Genomic DNA, 18,675 nt, shown 5'->3' with positions numbered 1-18,675 from the left:
TAAACGCATGACTTCATTCTGGATTGTGGCCGGCATATTTATTGTCGGCGCCCTGCTGTTCGTATTGCCAACATTGTGGAGCAAGAAGGATCGCGACGCCGGCGTCGAACGGGATGCCACCAATATCGACGTTTATCGGGATCAGTTGGCGGAGCTCGATAGCGATCTGCGCAGCGACATCCTGACGCGGGAACAATACGAGCAAAGCAAGCGCGAGTTGCAGCAAAGAATGCTGCAGGATATTCCCGAAGACGGCAGTACGACCACGGTAATGGGTGGAAGACACAACGTGGCCACCATGACTGTCACCACGCTCGCCCTGCCTGTCCTCGCGGTTTCCCTTTACCTGGCGATAGGTAACACCAAGGCACTGCTGCCCCAGCCCGCTGCGGAACACCCCTCGATGTCGGCTGGGGAAGGGCAAGGAGGCCACCCCGATTTTTCCTCGGTGATGGAAAATCTCATTACGAAGCTTGAGGACAATCCTGACAACGTCGAAGGATGGTTGATGCTTGGCCGGACCTACGCCATGATGCAGCGGTTCAACGAGGCGAAGGAAGCTTATGAAAAGGCGCTTGCCCTGACGCCCGAGGACTCCGCCATTATTACCGATTACGCCGATATTGTGGCGATGACGAATAATGGCAGCCTGGTCGGAAAACCGACGGAACTGATCAAAAAAGCGTTGAGCCTGGATCCCAATAATCCCAAGGCGCTGGCGCTGGCAGGTACAGCCGAATTCGAGGAGAAGAGATACAAGGAGGCTGCCAGATATTGGGAAAAACTGGCAGCACTGATTCCGCCATCAGAGGCTGAGCTGGTGCAATCCGTTAATGACAGTATCGCAGAAGCAAAATCGCTGGCCGCAGGAAAAGGCAGCTTGGTGGCTAGAGCGCCCGACCAACCAGGTACTCAGACACCTCCTCCTGCAAACAAACAGGGATCAGCCTCGGGCGCGGGAGGCGCTACCTCCGGTACGCTTTCCGGCAAAGTAACGCTAAGCCCTGCCCTAGCAAGCAAGGCATCTCCTGGTGACAGCCTGTATATTTTTGCCCGTGCCAAAGTGGGACCAAAGGCTCCGCTTGCGACCCTGCGCCTGCAAGTCAAGGATCTACCGGCAAACTTTTCGCTGAACGACTCCATGGCAAGATCGGGTGTGCAGTTATCCACTTTCCCCGCTGAAGTGGTAGTAGGCGCCAGAATCTCGAAATCGGGCTCCCCCATGCCACAAAGCGGCGACTTGCAAGGTTTCAGCCAGGGAGTGATGATCGGCGCCAACGGGATCAGCGTCGTTATCGACCAGCAGCTGCCTTAGTAGTCAGCACTAACTACCCTGGACAGCCTAGCTATCTCTGGAGTATGCCCCTTGAGGGCGCAAAGGTTTTACCTTTGCGCCCCCCTTCTTTCTCGGGAAACCTCCCTTGAGATGATTTCCGGATAAACAGTACGAACGTCATATCGGCTGAAGCCCGGTATCAAGTGACGTTCAAAGCACCGTTGTTGGGCGTGGGTGAATTCCGGTTTACTGGATTCGAGTCAGGCCCGGAATGATGAGATTCATAGTATTTTATGGCCGGATCAATAAGAGTTGAAATCTCAACTACTGACGTATTGACGCCGCAACTCATGATTCACCCAAAGGGCAGCGGTAAGCAGCAGTAATGCGCCAGCCTGATGCGCTGCCGCGAGAGTTAGAGGAACAACCAGCAGCAGCGTGGAAATCCCCAGGGCTATCTGCACTGCCAGCATGATCAACAGCAGGCTGCATGCAAGACGAGCCGAGCCGGAAAGTGGCGCTACTCTGGATTTGAGCCAGAAAATCGGAACAAGAATTGCCAGCGTCCATGCAATCAGGCGATGGTCGAATTGCACAGTGGTCATGTTATCGAAGAAGTTCCGGTACCAGGGTTCCAGCATGAACAGTTCCGGGGGAATGAAATGGCCATCCATGAGTGGAAAAGTATTGTAAGCCAGCCCTGCCCGAATGCCTGCCACGAAACCTCCCGACAAAACCATTATGAATATCAGGGCAGACAGCGTGGTCGAGAAATTGAGCAAACCGCGTACTCTGCCGTTTGCAAGCGTACCGCGATCAGGATTGAGCAGATCGAGCGCTACCCAGAACATTGCGGCATAAATCGCAAAAGCGAGGCCCAAGTGTGCGGTCAGGCGATACTGGCTGACGTGGGGGTTATCCACCAATCCGCTCTTTACCATGTACCACCCCATCCCTCCCTGCAAGGCGCCCAGCAGGAAAATTCCTGACAACTTCAGACCCAGTGGCCGATCGACTGCCTTTTTTGCCAGAAAATACAGGAATGGCATGAAAAATGCCAATCCAATGACGCGCCCCAATAAGCGGTGGAAATATTCCCACCAGAAGATTGTCTTGAACTCTTCCAGGCTCATGCCAAGATTCACCTTTTTATACTGAGGCGTCTGGTGATATTTCTCGAAGAGCTCATCCCAGTCATTTTGACTGAGGGGGGGAACCGTACCGACGAGGGGCTGCCATTCGACGATGGAAAGCCCCGAATCGGTAAGGCGGGTTACGCCACCTACAACCACCATGGCGAATACCAGAGCGCAGCAAACGAGCAACCAGATAGCGATGGGTTTTTGCACAGCAAACTCTTGATCGGTTCTTTGTGGAATTGTTGATGTTTGGACAAACTGCATGGCTAGGAATTTGATTTAAAGTTATAAAATATCGAGGTTATTTCGCGCGCATCAACCGCTGCTTGTCGCGCTCCCACTCTTTCTGTTTCTCGGATTCGCGCTTGTCATGCTGCTTCTTACCCTTTGCAAGTCCGATTTCGAGCTTGATTTTCCCTGATTTATAATGCATATCCAGCGGAACCAGGGTGTACCCCGCCCGCTCCACTTTGCCGATAAGCCGTTTGATTTCCTCAGCATGCAACAACAGCTTGCGCGTACGAACGGGGTCAGGGTGGATGTGAGTGGAAGCTGCCAGCAACGGGCTGATATGACAGCCAATGAGAAACAATTCACCGTTCCGGATGATGACATATGCTTCTTTCAGGTGTGCCCGTCCCGCGCGAATCGCCTTCACTTCCCATCCTTCCAGAACCGCCCCCGCTTCATGTTTCTCTTCGATAAAATAGTCATGAAAAGCTTTCTTATTCTGGACGATGCTCATTCAGGGATTCTCAAGACAAAGTGCTCGCTGCTCATAAAGAGCGCAAAGGTCGCAAGGATAAAGGAATACGATACAAGGGGATACGATGTTCAAGGAATCCCTGGATAAGTCCTCGAGGGAAGAAAAAGGTGAGTTCAACGCGGGTTTCGTGTATTTTAACAGCTTTCGCCCTGAATTCGGCAGATGGACAAGCTGGAGCACTCCCGCGGTTCAGGCTCCCCGCAGGTTCAGAGGCTGGAAACGCTCAGGTAATTAAAACAATGCATATGTACCAATTTTCCAGGTCAAAAAACGAGCAGTCCGCCATCAAGCTGAGATTCCATACTGTCTCGCTGAAGCGGGGCAATTCGTCGCATGGCTGACATCGAAAAATCGGTTCTGATTGGTTATTCCGCAAGCCGCATGTTCGAACTGGTGGATGCGGTGGAGGATTATCCGAAATTTTTACCCTGGTGCGGGGGATCTTCCGTTGTGCATCAAAGCGAGACGGTCACTCATGCCACCATCATGATCGATTATCATCACATCAAGCACAGTTTTACGACCGAGAACGTACGCAACCCGCCAGAACTGATTAAAATGACATTATTGAACGGACCGTTTCAGAACCTGGACGGGCACTGGCGCTTCATTCCCCTCGCGGAAAATGCATGCAAGATCGAGTTTCGCCTGCACTACACGTTCTCGCACATATTTCTGGAAAAACTGGTAGGCCCCGTTTTCTTCGTCATTGCCAACAGCTTCGTGGAAGCATTCATCGAGCGCGCAGAAGAAGTTTATGGGAATTCCTGATCGGGTATTGACGTCGGGAAGTCTATGGAAGTTCCTGCTCTGAATATTGACATCGAAGTGGTGTATGCATTGCCCGAGAAACAGATTGTACGGCAGATGAATTTGCCGGAGGGCACCACTGCGGAACAAGCCGTAAAACTGTCCGGCATCCTCCCACAGTTTCCCGAGATCGATCTCCTGAAAAACAGGCTCGGTATATATGGCAAGCTGGTCCCGCCAGCCACGATTCTGTGCAATCGCGACCGGGTAGAAATTTATCGTCCTCTGAGGGTCGATCCCAAGGAAAACCGCAGGAAGCGTGCAAAAAGCCGGTGATTGTGCATCAACCCCGGAACGAAAATAAAAACCAGGCTTATAAATGGAGGAGCGCCATGAACAATTGCGGCAAGGGCTCTACGGCATAAACAGATAGGAAAGCTTCGAATCGTTCCTGCGCTTCGTCTTCGTATGGATGATTCCCCATAGCATCCATGTTCGCTATAATGCTGCTTTGTGAAGGATCACTATCATGCGACTGGTTGAGAAAGCTCTAACCTTTGACGATGTCCTGCTGCTTCCCGCCCATTCCGTTGTTTTACCGCGCAACGTCAATCTGACAACGCGACTCACGCGCGAAATCTCCCTCAATATTCCCCTTGTATCAGCCGCCATGGATACCGTTACCGAAGCGCGGCTCGCGATCGCGCTCGCCCAGGAAGGTGGAATCGGCATCATACACAAGAATATGCCGACAGAATCCCAGGCCGCCCAGGTTTCCAACGTCAAGCGCTTCGAAAGCGGCGTGGTAAAAGATCCCATTACCATTCCGCCTGACATGACTGTGCGGGAAGTGCTCAACCTGATCCACAAATTCAGGATTTCAGGCTTACCGGTGGTAGAAGGTTCGAAAGTGGTGGGGATTGTGACAAACCGCGATCTTCGCTTCGAAACCAACCTGGATCAGCCGATCAGGAATATCATGACCTTGAAGGAGCGGCTGGTAACGGTGAATGAAGGCGCCAGCCGCGAAGAAGCAATGGCCCTGTTGCACAAATACCGGCTGGAGCGCGTGCTCGTCGTGAATAACGACTTCGAGTTGCGCGGACTGATCACCGTGAAAGATATCATCAAGACATCCGAACACCCCAACGCCTGCAAGGACGAACAGGGCCGGTTGCGTGTTGGCGCTGCGATAGGGGTTGGCGAAGGCAGTGAAGAGCGCGCCGAGGCGCTGGTCGATGCAGGTGTGGACGTGATTGTCGTGGATACCGCACATGGACACTCGCAGAGCGTGCTTGAACGGGTACAGTGGGTAAAGAAACGGTTCCCTAAAATCCAGGTTATTGGCGGCAATGTAGGTACTGCCGCCGCCGCCAAGGCTCTGGTGGACCATGGCGCCGATGCGGTAAAGGTGGGGATCGGTCCGGGTTCGATATGCACCACTCGCGTTGTGGCGGGAGTGGGAATACCTCAGGTTACGGCCATCAAGAACGTTTCCGCGGGACTGGCGGGCAGTGGCGTGCCGCTGATTTCCGATGGGGGGATCCGCTATTCGGGGGACATTGTAAAGGCGCTGGCGGCCGGGGCGAGCTCAATCATGCTGGGAGGATTGTTCGCGGGCACAGAAGAATCACCGGGAGAAATAGAACTCTTCCAGGGGCGCTCATACAAGACCTACCGTGGAATGGGTTCACTTTCAGCGATGCAACAGGGTTCAAGCGACCGCTATTTCCAGCAGGCCGAGCAGGATTCCAGGAAGCTCGTGCCGGAAGGCGTGGAAGGCCGGGTTCCCTTCAAGGGAAGTGTCATTGCGGTCATCCATCAGTTGATTGGCGGCGTACGCTCGGGCATGGGCTACCTGGGTTGCGAAACAATCGATGACATGCATGCCAAGGCGGAGTTTATCGAGATTACTGCCGCTGGTATTCGCGAATCACACGTCCACAACGTGCAGATTACCAAAGAGGCCCCGAACTACCATATCGATTAGACGCAAATGGCGTTGCATGACAATAATATATTGTCTCGGCCCCCACTGTTGCACCTACAGTCTGCCCTGCTACTTTTCTCCCCTCTTCACTGACAGCATTATTCATTTTAGGACGGATTTCCGCTCTCTGAACGTTCGATGATCGGGTCCGAGAGCTTTGGTCATGCATCAAAAAATACTCATCCTTGACTTTGGTTCCCAATATACGCAGTTGATTGCCCGCCGCGTGCGGGAAAGTAATGTCTACTGCGAAATTCATCCTTTTGACGTAAGCCCGGAATTCATCAGGAATTTTGCTCCGGCAGGCATTATCCTTTCCGGGGGGCCGGCCTCCGTGGCCGACGATGAGACGCCGCGTGCTCCACAAATCGTCTTTGAACTGGGAGTGCCGGTAATGGGCATCTGCTATGGCATGCAAACCATGGCGGCGCAGTTGGGTGGTTCAGTTGAAAACTCGAAAGTGCGTGAATTCGGTTACGCCGAATTGCAGGTAAAAGACCTGGCCGGCCTGCTTCAGGATATCCATGATCGTACTGATGCAGCAGGCCAAAAGCTTCTGGATGTGTGGATGAGCCATGGCGACAGCGTGAACATTCTTCCTCCCGGTTTCCAGGTCATGGCAAGCAACCCTGCCACCCCCCTGGCCGCCATAGCGGATGGAGTGCGAGGGTTCTACGGGATGCAATTCCATCCGGAGGTCACTCATACCCCGCAAGGCAAAGCCATTATAGACAGGTTCGTCCATGAAATTTGCGGACTCGCTTATGACTGGAACATGCCCGACTATCTGGAGGAAGCGGTTGGCAGAATCCGTTCTGAAGTGGGACCGGACGAGGTTATTCTGGGGCTGTCCGGCGGCGTGGATTCTTCCGTTGCAGCGGCCCTCATTCATCGTGCTATTGGCAAGCAGCTTACCTGTGTTTTCGTGGACAACGGCCTGCTGCGCCTGAATGAGGCCGAACAGGTAATGGACACCTTCAGCCGAAATCTCGGCGTAAAAGTCGTTCATGTCGATGCCAGCGAAGAATTTCTAGGACATTTGCAAGGGATCACGGATCCGGAAGCGAAGCGTCGCATTATCGGACGCGAATTCGTCGAGGTATTCCAGGGGGAAGCAGCAAAAATCGCGAATGCGCGCTGGCTTGCCCAGGGAACAATTTATCCGGATGTCATCGAATCTGCCGGCGCCGGAACAAAAAAGGCGAACACGATCAAATCCCACCACAATGTCGGCGGCCTGCCGGAAACATTGCATCTGAAGCTTCTGGAGCCGTTGCGGGAATTGTTCAAGGATGAAGTACGCGAGCTTGGACTGGCCCTGGGTCTGCCTCATGATATGGTCTTTCGTCACCCTTTTCCGGGGCCGGGCCTTGGAGTGCGCATTCTCGGCGAGGTCAAGCGCGAGTACGCCGAATTATTGCGGCGTGCCGATGCAATCTTTATCGAGGAATTACGCGATGCAGGCTGGTATGAAAAAATCTCCCAAGCGTTTGCTGTCTTTCTACCAGTAAAATCGGTCGGGGTCATGGGCGATGGCCGCACCTATGATTTTGTCGTAGCGCTGCGTGCTGTTCAGACCGAAGATTTCATGACAGCGCGCTGGGCAGAACTTCCTTACGCCCTGCTTGCCCGCATATCCAACCGCATTGTTAACGAAGTACGTGGAATAAACCGGGTGGTTTACGACATATCAGGCAAACCGCCTGCTACCATCGAGTGGGAGTAAAAGCATCCGGAGGAACCCCGGATGCTTTTCCTGAATAAACTCAGGTCGGATTGGAAATTTCGGTAAGGGCATTCGCAACCGGTCCGATATCGGAGGCATCCACTGCAAAATCCCCGAGAGAGACGATTCCCACCAGTCGTTGTTCGGCGTTCACGACCGGCAGGCGGCGGATCTGGTTGTCGCTCATGATCTCGGCTGCTTCCTCTATCGAATCATCCTCATGAGCCCATATCACATCTTCGGACATGATTTCACTGACCGGAGTGCTTGGCCCCCTGCCCTCCGCCACCGCTCTGATGGCAATGTCGCGATCAGTGATGACACCCAGCAACTGCTCTTCATCTCCCACGGGCAAGAGCCCGAAGTCGCCGTCGCGCATTTCCTGGGCTGCCTCCTCGATGGTTGCGTCCGGGCTGATGGTCTGCACATCCGAACTCATCACTTCGCTTATCCTTTGCATGTCATTCTCCTCATCGGCTCGCCTGTGGTCTCACGGGCGCACATAAATCAAAGCGGTTTGCGGCCGCTGATTACCCGAAGCAGAATCACCACGATGGCTATTACCAGAAGAAGGTGTATGAAGCCGCCCATCGTATAGGAACTGACCAATCCCAATAGCCACAGGATGATCAAAACAACAGCGATTGTGTAAAGCATGATAGCCTCCTTTTCGTTATCATGAAGTTATCAGCAAGCACCACCCTTGGATCTTGGCTACATGACGCTTGCTTTACTTGCCAGGGATATATCCTCAAGCCCGCTCTTCTGAGTATTGTGCTAATGGAAAACCTCTCGCAAGAGGAATCTATTCAGAGATTCCTAATCTTCCCTCTTGGCATCCGCTATCGCAGCCGCTTGCGCAGCTTTTGCTTCTTCTAGACACACATCCTTCACATTGCCTGACAGGTCATCACATCGCTCTTTCGCCACCCGATAGTCAGCTTTCGCTTTTGCCGCCCGCACTTCGTACCGGCTTTCCTTCGATGGCCTGTACTTATCTTCCAGCTCGGCCTTTGCAACTTCTTCCCGACCTTTGGCTTCCGCCTCGCATATATCCTCGGCATTGCCATCAAGGGAATCACAGCGCTGCTTGTCCGCCTTGTATTCACGCTCGATGCGCTCCTTGTCGGCCATATATACCTCATAGACGTCGGATGGCAGCCGATATTGCTGCGCCATCACGGCTGAACTGACCGAGAAGCCGAGTGCAACAAGAATGACGTTTAATTTACGCATGATTCCCCTCGCTTTGATGATTTGACTGTGTGGTTCGGACAGAAAAACAGTCCTCCATTCCCACTTTTCCCTTCAATAGGAACGATGATGTGTGTCCTGCTGTTTTTCCCATTCATTGATCTGTTTCTCGGCTTCTTCCTTCGTGATCCCGTATGATTCCTGGATCTGGCCGGAGAGCTGATCCCTTCGTCCGGCGATCTCGTCGATATGATCATCGGTGAGCTTGCCCCACTGCTCTTTCACTTTACCCTTGAATTGCTTCCAGTTGCCTTCTACTTGATCCCAGTTCATTTTTAGCTCCTTTAAGTCTGATCCAGTTTGAAAAACTCTTGAACATTCATGCTCATTGATACCGATCTACTGTCGATAATCTGGAATTCCTATCGCTTGATGCTTATTTTATTGACCACATTCTTGACACCTTCAACGCCACGCGCAACCTTGACAGCGCGATTCATCTGCGCTTTATCGTTTGCATACCCGCTGAGTTGAACTTTCCCTTCGTGCGTTTCCACCGCAATGTCAGTACTGTTTTTGATGCTCTCATCACCCGCCAGTGCAGCCTTGACTTTGGTGCTGATAATACTGTCATCTATCTTCTCGCCGACCGAGGCCTCATCCCCCTTTACCATCATTTTGTTGTCAACGTTTTTTACCCCCTTGATACCCTTTGTAATCGCAACGGCCTTGTCAATCTGCTCCGGGCTATCCACATAGCCACTGAGCTGGACCACCCCTTTGCGCGTCTCCACCTTGATGTCCAGTCCCTTGACGTAATCGTCCGCCAGAAGCGCGGTTTTTACCTTAGTGGTAATCGCGGTATCGTCAATCTCGGTGCCAATCGTCGTTTTCGCCTCCGACTTAGGTTCTCCGAAGACAGGTTGCTGGGCCAGCAGGGCAAAACTGACTGAGAAACCGAGTGCGGCAAGAATGACATTTGATTTACGCATGATTCCCTCGTTTTGATGGTTTTATTTTGTGTACCTAGGTAGGTTGGCAAATAAGCCCCCTACCACCCGTCCCACTTTTCTCTTTAACAGGAGCGATGATGTGTGTCCTGCTGTTTTTCCCATTCATTGATCTGTTTCTCGGCTTCTTCCTTCGTGATCCCGTATGTTTCCTGGATATGACCGGAGAGTTGATCCTTCCGTCCGGCGATCTGGTCGATATGATCATCGGTGAGCTTGCCCCACTGCTCTTTTACTTTACCCTTGAATTGCTTCCAGTTGCCTTCTACTTGATCCCAGTTCATTTTTGGCTCCTTTCTGGTCTGATTCAGTTAAAAATCCTGAAATTGGCGCCCGCGGTGCAGACGCTTCTGAATCCTATTTATTCCTTGATGCTCATTTTATTGACGACATTCTTGACACCTTCAACACCACGTGCGATCTCGACAGCGCGATCCATCTGGGCTTGATCGTTCGCATGACCGCTAAGCTGAACCTCCCCCTCCTGGGTTTCTACTGCGATATCAGTACTGTTCTTGATGCTGTCATCACCCGCCAGCGCAGCCTTGATCTTCGTAGTAATGATAGTGTCATCGATCTTTTCGCCAACCGAGGCTTCGCCTCCTTTTACCATCATTTCATTGTTGACGTTTTTGACGCCTTCAATACCCTTCGCAATTGAAACCGCCTTGTCAATCTGCTCCTGGCTATCCACGTATCCGCTGAGCTGAACTTCCCCTTTGCGCGTCTCCACCTTGATGTCCAGTCCCTTGACGTAATCGTCCGCCAGAAGCGCAGTTTTTACTTTAGTGGTAATCGCGGTGTCGTCAATCTCGGTGCCAATCGTCGTTGGAGCTGTTTGAGCTTCCGTCTTCGGCTCCCCGGGGGCAGGGGCTTTCTCTTCTTTCTTTCCGCAGCCCGCGAGGGCAAGCGCACTGATGAGCGCAATGGTCAGAACAAGCGATTTATTTTGAATACTCATGCTGTTTTTCTCCCGACTAGGTTTGAATTAAGGGTCGCCAATGACTCGCAGCTAAAGGCCATTCATGTCGCAGCTAAAGGCCATTCATGCCCTGCTCCACACCGGCTTCTTTTCTGATCCTGCGATTCAATCATCCCGCGCTATCGCTTATAGCTCAGTGCGCTGGCGCACATAAATTGGAAAAAGCCAATTAGCCGTATTTCGACGAATACTATAAGTCGCTGGTGCAAAACGTATAGTTGCGCAAAAAGCCTGCTCTTGCTCGCAGTCACCTTCCCGCTCAAGGAAGCTGAGGGACTGAAGATGGCTGAAGCAAAAAGCAGTCAGTAGCAAAGAAAAAGGTGAGAAGCCCGAAAAGAATTTTTTATTTCGATGAAACTGCGGGTTTGAAAGAGGGAGAAAATTGCGGTCGGAAAGATAGCAGGAATTTGTAGAAGGTTGTAGTAGGCATGAATGTCAGCTGGAAACACTGCCACACTGACAGGCGGCTGCAATTTCAGTGAAACGCGCTTGAATGCGTTTGAATTCGGTCGAAAATGCCGCCGTCCGCAAAATGGATGTTGCGAGCCTCCTTCCAGCCCCCAAACATGTCATCGACGGTAAACAATTCGAGGGATGGAAACTGCATCGAATACCTGGCGGCCATCCTCTCATCACGCGGGCGATAATAGTGTCTGGCTGCTATTTCCTGTGCCTTCAGTGTGTAGAGATAATCGATGTAAGCCCTGCTCACTTCATGCGTTCCATTCCGCGAGGGAACATCACTTACTATACTCACAGCGGGTTCGGCCAGGATGGAGAGGGAGGGGGTAACGATCTCAAATTTGTCTCCGCCATGCTCTTTGACGATCAGGTGCGCTTCATTCTCCCAAGTCAGCAGCACATCCCCTCTGCCGCGTTCGACGAAAGTCGTTACTGAACCATGCGTTCCGGTTTCCAGAGTCTTTACGTTGCCAAATATTTTTTTTATGAATTCAATCGCCGTTACGTCACTTCCTCCAGGCTGCTTGAGCGCATACCCCCAGGCAGCCAGGTAACTCCAGCGAGCATCCCCGGAAGTCTTTGGACTGGAAGTTACAATCTCGATACCGGGGTTCGCAAGATCATTCCAATCCCGCACCTTCTTCGGGTTGCCATTGCGCACCAGAAAGACAATGGTTGAGGTATAGGGTGACTTTTGTGGTAAGGGTTTTTGCCAGTCAGGTAACGAAAATTTACTGGCTTTTTGCAGTGTCTCCGGATCATAGGATAGAGCAAGTGACGTGACATCAAGCCCATCTACATTCGCCCGGAGGGGGATACCCGGCTTGCTTTCCGCATGCCGAGTCGTAACCTCCACACCGGTGCGCGTTTTCCAGTGCTTGATAAACGCCTTGTTGAAATCATCAAACATTTTGTGATTTGCATCGGAACTGTAGTTCGCGGACATGCTATGCAGCGCGGCAACTGCTGCACTGAAGCTGAGCAGAATTGCCAGAATCGCAAAAACCAGCCGGAAGTGATATGAACGCATCTTTTCCTCCTGTGTATTGATACTAGGAAATCTACCACCGGTTTATTTCAACAGCATTGCATGGAAATGAAGAAATAGAGCGGGTTGCCGTTCTTTCTTTTAGAAAAGCGGGAGGGAAGCCGCTTGCCGTATATCCCCCTCGGCTCGGTACAGGGTCTGTAAATAAATCGCGCTCGGGAGTCCAGGCGTATAAAATTAAAACAGGCAATGATGCAATAGGTAATTGACGGGCAATTGCAGCGATTCATGAATATCAGAAACTTTATCAGTTTTTCCAATGTTACCCTTGCGCTGTTGCTTGCGGCGATCGGTGCGCTCGTCTTTCATTCGATGAGTATTCGTGAGGAGATCAATATCGCCGAGCGTCACCGATTCCAGGCGCTTCTGCTTGGGGATGAGCTGCTTCATACCTCCAGTGACCTCACACGCATGGCGCGTACCTATGTTGTTACAGGAGACCCCGTTTACAAACGTTATTTCAACGAGATACTGGAGATTCGCGATGGCCGGCATCCGCGGCCGTTGAATTATTCCCCGACATACTGGGATCTTATAATGGCAGGGAAGACTTCCGTCGTCAGGCAAAACGGCGCTGTCCCGCTACTGGAGAAGTTTCAGCAAGGAGGCCTGAACAATGAGGAATATGCCTTGCTGAAAGAATCGCTGGAACGCTCCAACAACCTGGTCAAACTCGAGCAGCGCGCCTTTGCTGCAATGGAAGGCTTATATGACGATGGTGACGGCAATTTTACCGTACGCGGCAAACCCGATCGTGATTTGGCGATAAAGCTCCTGTTCAGTGAACGCTATATTGCGGAAAAAGCTGCCATCATGAAGCCGATTCAGACATTCATTGATTTATTCAGTGAACGGATGCAAACCCAATCAAATCTCGGCCTGGCGCGACTCGAACGCCAGATCATCTTTGAGATGGCGCTTATCTTTGTCGCCCTGGTGGCCACCCTGGGCATTATTTTTTATACCCGGCTCAACATACTACGGCCGTTGGCCGATCTCGGCCGCCAGGTCGCGGGAGTCACCCGGGGCATTCTTCCCAGTCGCTATGGGCAAGCGACGAGTAATGAGGTCGCCAAGCTCGGCGAAGCATTAGCCCTGGCAGATGCGGAAAAACAGCAGCTTCTCGAGAATGAGCGAATCGCCCGAAATGAAGCTGAGCGCGCAAGTCGCCTTAAGGACGAGTTTCTGGCAACCCTCTCCCATGAATTGAGAACTCCGTTAAATGCAATCCTGGGATGGTCCCAACTCATCCTGAGCGGAAACCTTAAAAAAGAGAACATCCACATCGGACTGGAAACGATCGAGCGAAATGCGCGTGCCCAAAACAAGCTGATTGAAGATCTCCTCGAGATGAGCAGTATCATCTCCGGAAAAGTCAGACTGGATATGCATCAGCAGGATATCACCAACCTGGTCGAGACATCGGTCGAATCAGTAAGGCCGACAGCGCAGGCCAAAGGGATCATTCTGCAAAAAACGTTGGGCAAAAAAGTCGATTCCATCATTGGAGACTCCAATCGGCTCCAGCAGATACTCTGGAATTTGCTCTCCAATTCGATAAAATTTACGCCCAAGGGCGGTAAAATAGAAGTTACAGTAGAACAGCGCGACTTGTTCCTCGAAATCAGGATAAGCGACTCCGGACTGGGAATCACTCCCGAATTCATGCCCTATGTCTTTGACCGCTTCCGGCAGGGGGATGCTTCGCTTACGCGGCAGTACGGCGGACTCGGCCTTGGTCTCGCCATTGTGAAGCAACTGGTGGAGCTTCACGGTGGAACGGTGCATGCAGAAAGTCCAGGTGAGGGAGAAGGATCATCCTTTATCATCAAACTGCCGATCGCTCCTCCTGTTCCCGAGATAAAAAGTGAACCGCTCCCCTCACAGGAATGCATCGAACCGCAGTCGTTGTTCAAGGGCTTGAAAGTGCTGGTTATCGATGATGAACTGGATGCGCGCGAACTCATCAGGCGGATTCTGGCGCAGCAGGAAGCAAGCGTGATTACGGCTGCGCGTGCGGCAGATGGCTTGGAACTCTTGAAGACCGAGAAGCCGGATATTGTTATCAGTGATATCAGCATGCCCGAAAAAAACGGGTATCAGTTCATTACCGAGGTGAGAAGCCTTTCGGCAGAAAATGGGGGAACAACGCCCGCTATCGCCCTCACGGCATTCGCCCATCCGGAGGACGGGACCAGAATGATGAGCGCAGGCTACCAGAAACACCTGCCCAAGCCTGTGGATTCCGTTGCATTGATTACGGCCATCGATAACCTCGTCGGATCAAAAAAACTGACCCATACCAGCACTAGCGCTACCTGACTAGCCGTATCTTCAGGCGCCACAACAATATCATTCTGTCATCCCGGCACCCAGGATTCTCCTCCACGACGGATCCCCCTCCACCATCATCTTTCAGTTCCCAGGTTCTCGGCGCCCTCTTCCTATTTATTCCGTCATATCTCACCATAGCATTGCTTCTTACGGTCCAGTCCGCGCTCCCCATCAACCATTCCATCAGGAAGCTGCGACATATTGCCGCATGCGACAATATGCCACATTGATTTATCGGTATGAATAATAAATACTCCTCACCATCGGCACTTAAGCATAAATATGCCGATATCTTAAAAATACGAAAAAACACCTACCTTCAATAGACAATCAACGAGGGACCAGTATGAAAAAAGCATTCAGATATCTGCCCGCTGTCACCGCCATCATCTCGCTGCCCGCGATGGCGCATGTGGGTTATACGGACCGCAATTTCGGTACTTTTGACAACACCCATAGCACAGCGACGTTGTCCGATCAGGCGGTTACAGGCAATTACGGCTGGATCGATGGGACCGACTCAGATAATGGCGATAGCCACAAGCTGCGCCCCTACCGTTTTACCCTTGCTGAGGAAACGAACGTGACACTCACATTCGAGCAGGCAACTTCCCAAGTGAGTGACCATCTGGGCAACGTCTCGACTTCCCAGCTGGGCCTGAAACCTGGTTTCTCTCTCTATCAGGGCCTGGCGCACCTCGCCCCGGTGAAGGCCGATCATGATTCTGCCGAAATATCGGTTGCCAATCGTGACCCCGGTACAGAGGGATCATTCAAAGCTCTTGCGGATTGGTCGATCGGTAACGACCCGGGCGAGTTGAACGGAACCCCCATCCCCGCAAGCCTGAGCTTCTTCAAGTATATCGGTCATGCCTATGATGGTACCGGCTTCGGCTCCGACGGTACGCCCGACGGCAAGGTTTCGCATACATTCATGAATCTCAAGGCCGGCGACTACTCTGTGTTCGTCGGCGGCACGGACTATTTTTCCCAGGAAGCCAGCAATCCCGACCTCTCAACAAAGTACGGCGTTACAGCAACGCTAGTGGCAGGCGTGGTTCCCGAACCCGAAGTTTATGCAATGTTATTGGCGGGCCTTGGGTTGATGGGCGCAATGGTGCGACGAAGAAGCATGTATTAATCTCCGCTGCTGAATGTTGCCGTCCTGATCGGGGCGGCTCCACGCAACGCAGCCGCTTCCGCCCCGTCCGTCCAGTTTCGACATCTCCAATCAAAATCTAGGTCTTATCCCACATCACGTCGCAGTGCTTCCGGGCTGCTGCGGAGAGCAGTTCAATCAGCGGTAATGCGCGATACCTCAGGCTGACACTCTGGTCGTCTGCCTGTTCGGCATTGTCTCGCGGCTTCTGTGCCTCGTCCGCTCTTCCCCCATCGACGGCGTGCCTCAGGCGGTCGAGCGCTGCAGGAACTTCATCCGCTATCATCGCACTGGGCACGGTCCCGCTATGCCCCATCATCTTCAGCAACTGTTTTGCAATGTCACCGAACATGATGATGTCAGCATGGGCAGAAGTCTTGAATGTCACCAGCATAGGGATGGAAATATCGTGGAAACCGTTTCAGGCAATATCGTCACCTCTATATCACTTCGACACTTGCACTTGTACCTGCCGCCGCACTGGCATGGTCTTTTGCCTCCTGCTTACTGCCGAGGCAAGCACCAGCAGGCCAAGTATGAACATAAAGATTGCCGCTGGCTCCGGTATCGCAGCGGCGAAGCCTGCCCCCAGAATGGCATGGGCATTAGTGGTAGGATGAAAATCATCCCAGAAGAGACGCACCTCGGGATTGTCGCATGTAATCCCCAGTAGAGTGAAACACGGATTGGTCACATCGGTGAGCCCGTAATTGACCGGATTCTGCGCGACATCATTCAATAACGCGAAGGTGTCGAAGCGGTGGATGCTTACCCCTGGAAAAGTTCCGTCGAGGCTTCCGAGCTGGTTCGCCAATTCCGTATTGAACACAACGGAATAGTCGTGCGCCAGCGACACTTCGCCTTCCCTCCTGGCGAAAGGCGTAAGACCCAGATCAGGCAGGTTTGGCACAAGAAAATTCCGCGCTCCCGCCGCTGCAAGCACATTCACGTAACTCCCTATGTTTCGAGCAGCCTGGACGGGAGAATCGTGGATAAGATAATCATTGCTCCCGCCCCACACGAAGTACAAGGCATTTGGATCTGCTGCTCCGCCTGCATTACTCAGGTAGAGATTCACCTCCTGCTGCATGCCCGGCAGGTTCAATATGCCTGTTGGATCAGCATCATTACCGATGTTGTGGTTACCCGACGTCGAACCGGCGACGGCATAACCCTGAAAGTTAGCTGTATCTACTCCGACGGGAAAGAGGTTTTTCGCCAGATACTCCGAGGCGACGGGCCCGTTGGAGAAGCGACCGTCATCATACGGTCCGAGTGGCGGGCAGGGATGCAAAGGATCGCAGTTATCGCCGAGCTCTTTGTAAAGACTGTTGACGGCGGAAGGATTGTCTCCCGCATCGGAGAGGCTGTCCCCGAATACGATAAGGCTGCTGAAAGGGCTGGCGGCACTGGCACTTCCTCCAGACAGCAACACGACAAGTGCGACAACTGTTGTTGATATTTTCATTGTCCGTCCTCCTTCGCACAGAGACCGTTTTTTTAAGGAAGCATCAAATGTCGCCGCAGACAGCAGGGTGATTTTCAAGATCGGCTTCTCCTTGCCAATATCACCGATCCTTTTACCTCACCCCGCTTCTCCATCTCAACCCGGGCTAATCGCGCGGGCTTATCAAGTACCCGACCAGAATACCCACCGCAACTGCCAGCCCGACCGTCTGCCATGCATTCTCATGTACGTATTCATCAGTAGCACGTGCGGCGACTCTGGATTTATCCACCACCACATCCTCAAAATTACGTAAATATTCCTTGGCCACACTCAGGTTCTGGTTAAGCTTGTCCCGCACCATTTGCGCCTTTCCTTCGCCCTCGTTGCTTACGAACTTCATTAATTCCTCTGTATCAGCAATAACCGAACGGAAATCTTTGACGAGTTTTTCTTTGCTTCCCTTGGGGGTTCTACGCATTACATCCTCCTGTAAAAGTAACTATATTGAATTCAAACTCAACCTTTTCTTATCTCGTACACGAGCATAGCTGATTTTTTCTTTTTTCAAAGCAAATGTCTGTCTGACACCGCACATACGCCTGTGCAAATTGACGGGTAATCTCTTCCAAAGAATAAAGGAAAAATTTTTTATCGCACCGGCGAATAGTGAGGAACACATGTCACATATTTTTACTCCCCCGCAAAGCACTCCCACGCAAAACTTTTCTCACAGGCAAAATCTTCTGTTAGCGGCTCTCCCCCAAAAGGATTATGAGCGTTTGCAACCTTCCCTCGAACTTGTCGCCCTATCACAGGGCTGGTCGGTCTATGAAAACGGGGGCGAACTGGACCTGGTGTATTTCCCCACCAGCAGCGTCATCTCCCTGCTTACTGTTTCCGATAAAGGAGAGACAGTAAAAATTGCCGCTATCGGCAAGGAGGGAGTATTCGGTATTTCCATGCTCATGGGGAGAAAGATCGCACCGACTCAGGCTCGGGTGGCAACCGCGGGCTACGCCTATCGTCTCAGTGCCGCGAGCCTGAGAAGCGAGTTTGAGTTGGGAAGCCCTCTGCGTTATCTGCTCCAGCGCTATACCCACGCCCTGACGAGCGGGTTTATCCACTCCCCCATGCCTGGAGCGCATCCGTCAGCAAGACGAGGCACGTCAACGAAAGCGCTCCCTACTCCGGCTGCCGGGGTTTCCCCGCACATATTTACACCTTCCACCTCTGACGAGCCCCCTTGTCGGCTTCCGTCTCGTTCCGCCCACACTCCTGGTCATTCCCTATAACCTGCGCTTGAGCAAGATTGGCGCTTCTGTGAAAGAAACTCCCCTTCGCTCAACCCGGCTTATCACCTGATCATCTATACGAGGAGCAAAGCGTAGC

General features: G+C 52.3%; 21 protein-coding genes. 8 read left to right on the top strand and 13 right to left on the bottom strand.

Going from position 1 to position 18,675, the window contains the following annotated elements:
- Positions 1-7 precede the first annotated feature (7 nt).
- Positions 8-1,315, top strand: coding sequence for a c-type cytochrome biogenesis protein CcmI (gene ccmI / locus C8R21_RS03740; protein WP_107761500.1), 1,308 nt, complete (start codon positions 8-10; stop codon positions 1,313-1,315).
- Positions 1,316-1,596: 281 nt separating this feature from the next.
- On the opposite strand, the gene C8R21_RS03735 is transcribed toward ccmI, so the two are convergent.
- On the bottom strand, positions 1,597-2,679 hold the full coding sequence (locus C8R21_RS03735) for a COX15/CtaA family protein (protein ID WP_107761499.1): 1,083 nt from the start codon (positions 2,677-2,679) through the stop codon (positions 1,597-1,599).
- Between the two features lie 37 nt (positions 2,680-2,716).
- The gene (gene smpB, locus C8R21_RS03730) at positions 2,717-3,160 is read right to left on the bottom strand and encodes an SsrA-binding protein SmpB (RefSeq protein WP_107761498.1); all 444 of its coding nucleotides are present in this window, start codon (positions 3,158-3,160) and stop codon (positions 2,717-2,719) included.
- Positions 3,161-3,514: 354 nt separating this feature from the next.
- Between smpB and C8R21_RS03725 the strand changes: the two genes are divergently transcribed.
- The 4 genes from C8R21_RS03725 to guaA all read left to right on the top strand — a co-directional run bounded on the left by C8R21_RS03725 (position 3,515) and on the right by guaA (position 7,647).
- Positions 3,515-3,952 (top strand): type II toxin-antitoxin system RatA family toxin, encoded by a 438-nt coding sequence (locus tag C8R21_RS03725; RefSeq protein ID WP_074974278.1) that lies wholly within the window; start codon positions 3,515-3,517, stop codon positions 3,950-3,952.
- A gap of 24 nt (positions 3,953-3,976) precedes the next feature.
- Entirely contained in the window at positions 3,977-4,267 is a 291-nt protein-coding gene (locus tag C8R21_RS03720; protein WP_107761497.1) for an RnfH family protein, read from the top strand.
- Positions 4,268-4,460: 193 nt separating this feature from the next.
- On the top strand, positions 4,461-5,921 hold the full coding sequence (gene guaB, locus C8R21_RS03715) for an IMP dehydrogenase (RefSeq protein ID WP_107761496.1): 1,461 nt from the start codon (positions 4,461-4,463) through the stop codon (positions 5,919-5,921).
- A gap of 163 nt (positions 5,922-6,084) precedes the next feature.
- Positions 6,085-7,647 (top strand): glutamine-hydrolyzing GMP synthase, encoded by a 1,563-nt coding sequence (guaA, locus tag C8R21_RS03710; protein ID WP_107761495.1) that lies wholly within the window; start codon positions 6,085-6,087, stop codon positions 7,645-7,647.
- A 40-nt stretch (positions 7,648-7,687) separates the two neighbouring features.
- On the opposite strand, the gene C8R21_RS03705 is transcribed toward guaA, so the two are convergent.
- The 8 genes from C8R21_RS03705 to C8R21_RS03670 all read right to left on the bottom strand — a co-directional run bounded on the left by C8R21_RS03705 (position 7,688) and on the right by C8R21_RS03670 (position 12,325).
- The gene (locus C8R21_RS03705; RefSeq protein WP_074974283.1) at positions 7,688-8,107 is read right to left on the bottom strand and encodes a CBS domain-containing protein; all 420 of its coding nucleotides are present in this window, start codon (positions 8,105-8,107) and stop codon (positions 7,688-7,690) included.
- A 47-nt stretch (positions 8,108-8,154) separates the two neighbouring features.
- Entirely contained in the window at positions 8,155-8,304 is a 150-nt protein-coding gene (locus tag C8R21_RS03700; RefSeq protein WP_107761494.1) for a lmo0937 family membrane protein, read from the bottom strand.
- A 162-nt stretch (positions 8,305-8,466) separates the two neighbouring features.
- A complete protein-coding gene (locus tag C8R21_RS03695; protein ID WP_258192239.1) occupies positions 8,467-8,883 on the bottom strand; it encodes a hypothetical protein in 417 nt (138 codons plus the stop codon).
- 72 nt (positions 8,884-8,955) lie between these two features.
- The gene (locus C8R21_RS03690) at positions 8,956-9,174 is read right to left on the bottom strand and encodes a CsbD family protein (protein WP_107761492.1); all 219 of its coding nucleotides are present in this window, start codon (positions 9,172-9,174) and stop codon (positions 8,956-8,958) included.
- Between the two features lie 89 nt (positions 9,175-9,263).
- Positions 9,264-9,833 (bottom strand): BON domain-containing protein, encoded by a 570-nt coding sequence (locus C8R21_RS03685; protein ID WP_107761491.1) that lies wholly within the window; start codon positions 9,831-9,833, stop codon positions 9,264-9,266.
- An 83-nt stretch (positions 9,834-9,916) separates the two neighbouring features.
- A complete protein-coding gene (locus C8R21_RS03680) occupies positions 9,917-10,135 on the bottom strand; it encodes a CsbD family protein (RefSeq protein ID WP_107761490.1) in 219 nt (72 codons plus the stop codon).
- Positions 10,136-10,212: 77 nt separating this feature from the next.
- Positions 10,213-10,812, bottom strand: a complete 600-nt coding sequence (locus tag C8R21_RS03675; RefSeq protein ID WP_107761489.1) for a BON domain-containing protein — start codon at positions 10,810-10,812, stop codon at positions 10,213-10,215.
- 496 nt (positions 10,813-11,308) lie between these two features.
- Positions 11,309-12,325, bottom strand: a complete 1,017-nt coding sequence (locus tag C8R21_RS03670; RefSeq protein ID WP_107761488.1) for a sulfate ABC transporter substrate-binding protein — start codon at positions 12,323-12,325, stop codon at positions 11,309-11,311.
- A 246-nt stretch (positions 12,326-12,571) separates the two neighbouring features.
- Between C8R21_RS03670 and C8R21_RS03665 the strand changes: the two genes are divergently transcribed.
- Together C8R21_RS03665 and C8R21_RS03655 are read left to right on the top strand one after the other, a co-directional pair.
- A complete protein-coding gene (locus tag C8R21_RS03665; RefSeq protein ID WP_107761487.1) occupies positions 12,572-14,665 on the top strand; it encodes an ATP-binding response regulator in 2,094 nt (697 codons plus the stop codon).
- Between the two features lie 358 nt (positions 14,666-15,023).
- Positions 15,024-15,818, top strand: coding sequence for an FxDxF family PEP-CTERM protein (locus C8R21_RS03655; RefSeq protein WP_107761485.1), 795 nt, complete (start codon positions 15,024-15,026; stop codon positions 15,816-15,818).
- 97 nt (positions 15,819-15,915) lie between these two features.
- Here C8R21_RS03655 and C8R21_RS03650 read toward each other — a convergent pair whose 3' ends face one another.
- The 3 genes from C8R21_RS03650 to C8R21_RS03640 all read right to left on the bottom strand — a co-directional run bounded on the left by C8R21_RS03650 (position 15,916) and on the right by C8R21_RS03640 (position 17,764).
- Positions 15,916-16,230: a DUF1840 domain-containing protein gene (locus C8R21_RS03650; protein ID WP_074974296.1), complete on the bottom strand. Its 315-nt coding sequence runs from the start codon at positions 16,228-16,230 to the stop codon at positions 15,916-15,918.
- 51 nt (positions 16,231-16,281) lie between these two features.
- Positions 16,282-17,304 (bottom strand): SGNH/GDSL hydrolase family protein, encoded by a 1,023-nt coding sequence (locus C8R21_RS03645; RefSeq protein ID WP_146162438.1) that lies wholly within the window; start codon positions 17,302-17,304, stop codon positions 16,282-16,284.
- 145 nt (positions 17,305-17,449) lie between these two features.
- Entirely contained in the window at positions 17,450-17,764 is a 315-nt protein-coding gene (locus C8R21_RS03640; protein WP_107761483.1) for a DUF883 family protein, read from the bottom strand.
- 301 nt (positions 17,765-18,065) lie between these two features.
- On the opposite strand from C8R21_RS03640, the gene C8R21_RS03635 reads away from it, so the two are divergent.
- Positions 18,066-18,578, top strand: coding sequence for a Crp/Fnr family transcriptional regulator (locus tag C8R21_RS03635; RefSeq protein ID WP_258192238.1), 513 nt, complete (start codon positions 18,066-18,068; stop codon positions 18,576-18,578).
- Positions 18,579-18,675: the final 97 nt, after the last annotated feature.

Source organism: Nitrosospira multiformis, assembly GCF_003050865.1.
Taxonomy (GTDB): domain Bacteria; phylum Pseudomonadota; class Gammaproteobacteria; order Burkholderiales; family Nitrosomonadaceae; genus Nitrosospira; species Nitrosospira multiformis_E.
Note: the sequence above shows the minus strand (reverse complement) of the source record. Positions and strands in the feature narration are given on the sequence as shown.